Annotated in this window: 4 protein-coding genes; all 4 read left to right on the top strand. The window is 43.1% G+C overall.

Going from position 1 to position 3,595, the window contains the following annotated elements; all coding sequences use genetic code 11:
- Positions 1-107 precede the first annotated feature (107 nt).
- The 4 genes from ACUVJL_RS16795 to ACUVJL_RS16810 all read left to right on the top strand — a co-directional run bounded on the left by ACUVJL_RS16795 (position 108) and on the right by ACUVJL_RS16810 (position 3,419).
- The gene (locus ACUVJL_RS16795) at positions 108-782 is read left to right on the top strand and encodes a nucleoside hydrolase (RefSeq protein ID WP_445246889.1); all 675 of its coding nucleotides are present in this window, start codon (positions 108-110) and stop codon (positions 780-782) included.
- A 72-nt stretch (positions 783-854) separates the two neighbouring features.
- A complete protein-coding gene (locus ACUVJL_RS16800; RefSeq protein ID WP_445246890.1) occupies positions 855-1,364 on the top strand; it encodes a nucleoside hydrolase in 510 nt (169 codons plus the stop codon).
- Positions 1,331-1,852 carry a nucleoside hydrolase gene (locus ACUVJL_RS16805; RefSeq protein ID WP_445246891.1) on the top strand — a complete coding sequence of 174 codons (522 nt, stop codon included), beginning with the start codon at positions 1,331-1,333 and terminating at the stop codon, positions 1,850-1,852. Before ACUVJL_RS16800 ends, ACUVJL_RS16805 begins: the two co-directional genes overlap by 34 nt.
- An 88-nt stretch (positions 1,853-1,940) precedes the next feature.
- Positions 1,941-3,419 (top strand): bifunctional metallophosphatase/5'-nucleotidase, encoded by a 1,479-nt coding sequence (locus ACUVJL_RS16810; protein WP_445246892.1) that lies wholly within the window; start codon positions 1,941-1,943, stop codon positions 3,417-3,419.
- Positions 3,420-3,595 lie beyond the last annotated feature (176 nt).

The raw sequence follows: 3,595 nt of genomic DNA on the forward strand, positions 1-3,595 counted from the left end.
TTTACGCTATGCACTCGAAGCATTTCGGACAGCCATATCTTTTAGGTTTGTGAAATGGTTGAACCAAAATTGGGACGTATTCTCCGCTTATAAAGCCAGTTTAGGCTTTGTTTGGGCTTAAAATTTGTTTAAGTCCCGCTAAGCCATCTACAGAGAATGCTATTGATCTGCTTCTTTCGGCAGCTAAAGAGTACGATAATCTGACGATTATTGCTTTAGGACCACTCACAAATCTAGCCACAGCGATTCAGAAAGATGGCGCAACCATGAAAAAAATCGGGCGGATTATCATTATGGGTGGGGCTGTTACAGTACCCGGAAATATTTCAGCAGCGGCTGAATTTAACTTTTTTGTCGATCCCGATGCGGCTCAAGTCGTGATGGAGTCAGGAATTCCCATCACCTTAGTTGGTCTAGATGTGGCGATGAAAGCTCCTTTGTCGCGCCAAGTTGTTGAAGATAATTTACAGCGCCGTCCTTCAAAAGTTAGCCAGTTTATTGCGGATTGCACGGGAATTTATATGGCTTTCTACCGTGACAACGAAGGCTTTTATGGGTGTTATTTACACGACCCCTTGGCGATGGCGGTTGCAATAGATCCCAGTTTGGTAAGGACAGAATCGCTACATATGATGGTTGAAACCGAAGGAAGATTCACGACGGGAATGTCACTAGCCGATCGCCGCGATCGCAGAGATGAGGAAACGAACCCCCCCAATGTAGAGGCTTGCTTAGATGTGGATACTGAACGGTTTATGCAGCTATTCGATCAACTTGTCTGACGACTGACACAGGTGGGACAATGCGCGATCGGACTTTTATACAATCATCCCTGACTTGAGGCACCTTATCCTATGACAACTCAACTCACTTATCCCAGAATCATTCTCGACACCGAGCCGGGCGGAGACGATATCTATGCCTTTCTTTGGCTTCTGAGCTTGGTCAAATCAGGACTAGCTGAACTTGTCGCCGTTACTTCCGCAGATGGCAATGTCGCTGCTAAACGCACGTTTTCTAGTGCGTCGCAGATTTTAAATTTAGCAGGGTTCCCAGAGATTAAAGTGGGTCGCGGTGTCCCCATCAAACAAGTTGTGGAAAATGCCGGACATATTCATGGGGCGGATGGGATGGGCAATCTGTCTCATACTTTACCCCCACCCACCCATAATTTTGAGGATGCTCGCTACTGGGACGAAATCATCATCGACGAGCTGAACGCAAATCCAGGGGAGATTACCATTATCAGCGATCGGTCCGGTGACAAACCTCTTTCTTGGCGGAAACGAAAAGTCCTGGCATCCTCAAAAAAGCCAAGGAAATTGTCATTATGGGAGGTGCTTTTTTCTGTTCCGGTAATCTGACTCCCCATGCCGAATTCAATATTTGGTTTAATGCTGAAGCTGCTCAGACAGTATTTGACAGCCGAGATGATATAGTCGTGATGCCGTTGGACGTGACCAGACACTTAATTTTCACACGAGATATGACTCAGGCAGTCACTCAGGCGAATCCAGAGAGTAAACTTTCCCAATTCTTGATAGCTCTTTGTGAGTTCATGATTGGCACAGCCTTGGGTTATCGAGAAACAGCAGGAATTCCAGGTCTTCTTGTCCATGATGCAGCAACCTTGGGATACCTCTTTTATCCAGAAACTTTGATGTTGAAAAGGGCAAAAGTTAGAGTTGAAACAAAAGGAGAGTTGACACTGGGACAGACATCGATTGATAGTCGTCCTGCACCGAAAACCGGAGCAAATGCCTGGGTAGCGTTGCAGGTTGATGAGAGCAAATTTTTCACCAGTTTCGTTGAAGATTTGAAGCAGCTATTCACAACCGCCGAGCTTTCGTGAACGCGAGATACCGAACTTCAAAGAGAAGTCGGGTATCTGAACCGAATCGGCAAAATTAAACCTGTTAGTTTGACTAAGGTAAAAAATAATGACGACCACAGAGCGGTTTAAAAAGTTCACGATTTTGCATTCCAATGATATGCATGGAGACTTTCTGGCAGAGGCTGGGGGTGAAGATGGTCATCTGATTGGTGGAGTGTCGCTGCTTTCCGGCTATATCAATAAAGTACGCCAGGAAGAGAAAAACGTGCTTTTTGTGATTTCAGGTGACATGGTGCAGGGTTCTGTCCTTGATAAGGAATATAAAGGTCTTTCAACCATAGAAATCATGAATTACCTCGCTCCAGATGTAGTGACTCTGGGGAATCACGAATTGGATTATGGGTTGCCTCACTTACTTTTTTTGGAAAAAATGGCAAATTTTCCGATAGTGAATGCCAACTTGTACATCAAAAAGTACAATAAGCGCTTGATGAATCCATATATCATCCTAAATGTAGATGGATTCGATATTATGTTCATCGGAATTATTACTGAAGTAGTTCTCAAGTCATTAAAACTTGACAGTAGTATTGGCACATTCGTAAGTCTGGAAGATGCTGCATTAGAAGTTGGTAAAATCTGCAACACCTACAAAAATGATGACATTGACCTAACAGTCGTCCTGACACATATCGGTTTTGAACAGGATAAAAAACTAGCTGCCATGCTAGATCCAGAATGGGGTGTGGATATGATCATTGGTGGACACTCCCACACATTTTTAGAACAACCTGCGGAAGTTAACAACATTCTCATAGCCCAAGCTGGAGTTGGCACAGACCAAATTGGGCGTTTCGATATTGTAGTGGATGACGATACTAACAGCATCGTTGAATGGAAGTGGCAACTCCTGCCTGTTGATAATAATCTAGCCGGGCCAGATCCAGAAATCGAAAAGCTGATTGCGACTTTCCAAGAATCAGTCGATCGCAAATATAATCGATTGGTTGGACGATTAGCCCGTCAACTGACTCATCCTAAGCGTGAAGAAGAAACTGAATTGGGTAACTTATTTGCTGATATTTTTGCCCAACTCGATAAATTTGATGTAGCAATGGTAGCAAGTGGTGGAATCCGGGGAACCAAATTAGGATCACTAGTTACACTGAGGGACCTTAAAGAAGTTTTTCCTTACGACAATGTACTTTATAAACTTAAAGTTACAGGTTTACAGCTCAGCAAAATATTCTCACATGTTATGAGACTGGAAAACAGAATCCCCGATAAAAGTGCGTATCTTCAGGTCAGTAAAGGTGTTGAGGCAGTTTATCGAGACGCGGAAGAAAAGCTTGAATCTTTAAGCATTAATGGACAACCTGTACAAGACGAGCAACACTACACGATCTGTATAGAGCGCTATCGTTTCCACAATTCCGAGCATAGTCTAGGCGTAACCCAGGAAGAATTAACAAAATTAGCTGCTCCAAAAGTAGTCACAACATCTTCCCAGGATGTCGTCGAAGAATACTTCAGTCATCATCAAAATATTGACAGCCATATTGAAGGAAGATTTGTCTACAAGTAAATGGCTTAAACCTTTGCTTTACGGGTTCTGCCTGTATATAGCACGTCTAAATGAGTTGTGCAAAAGCCTCGTATTTTTTCAAGTTAGGATTATTAAAAAGCTTAAAATCAAAGAAAAACTCGAATAATCGTTTAACGATGGAGAAGTTTGTACAGATGTGATAAAAACGCCGAATA

Origin of the sequence: Microcoleus sp. OTE_8_concoct_300 (assembly GCF_031383065.1) — a bacterium.
Classification (GTDB): Bacteria; Cyanobacteriota; Cyanobacteriia; order Cyanobacteriales; family Microcoleaceae; genus Microcoleus.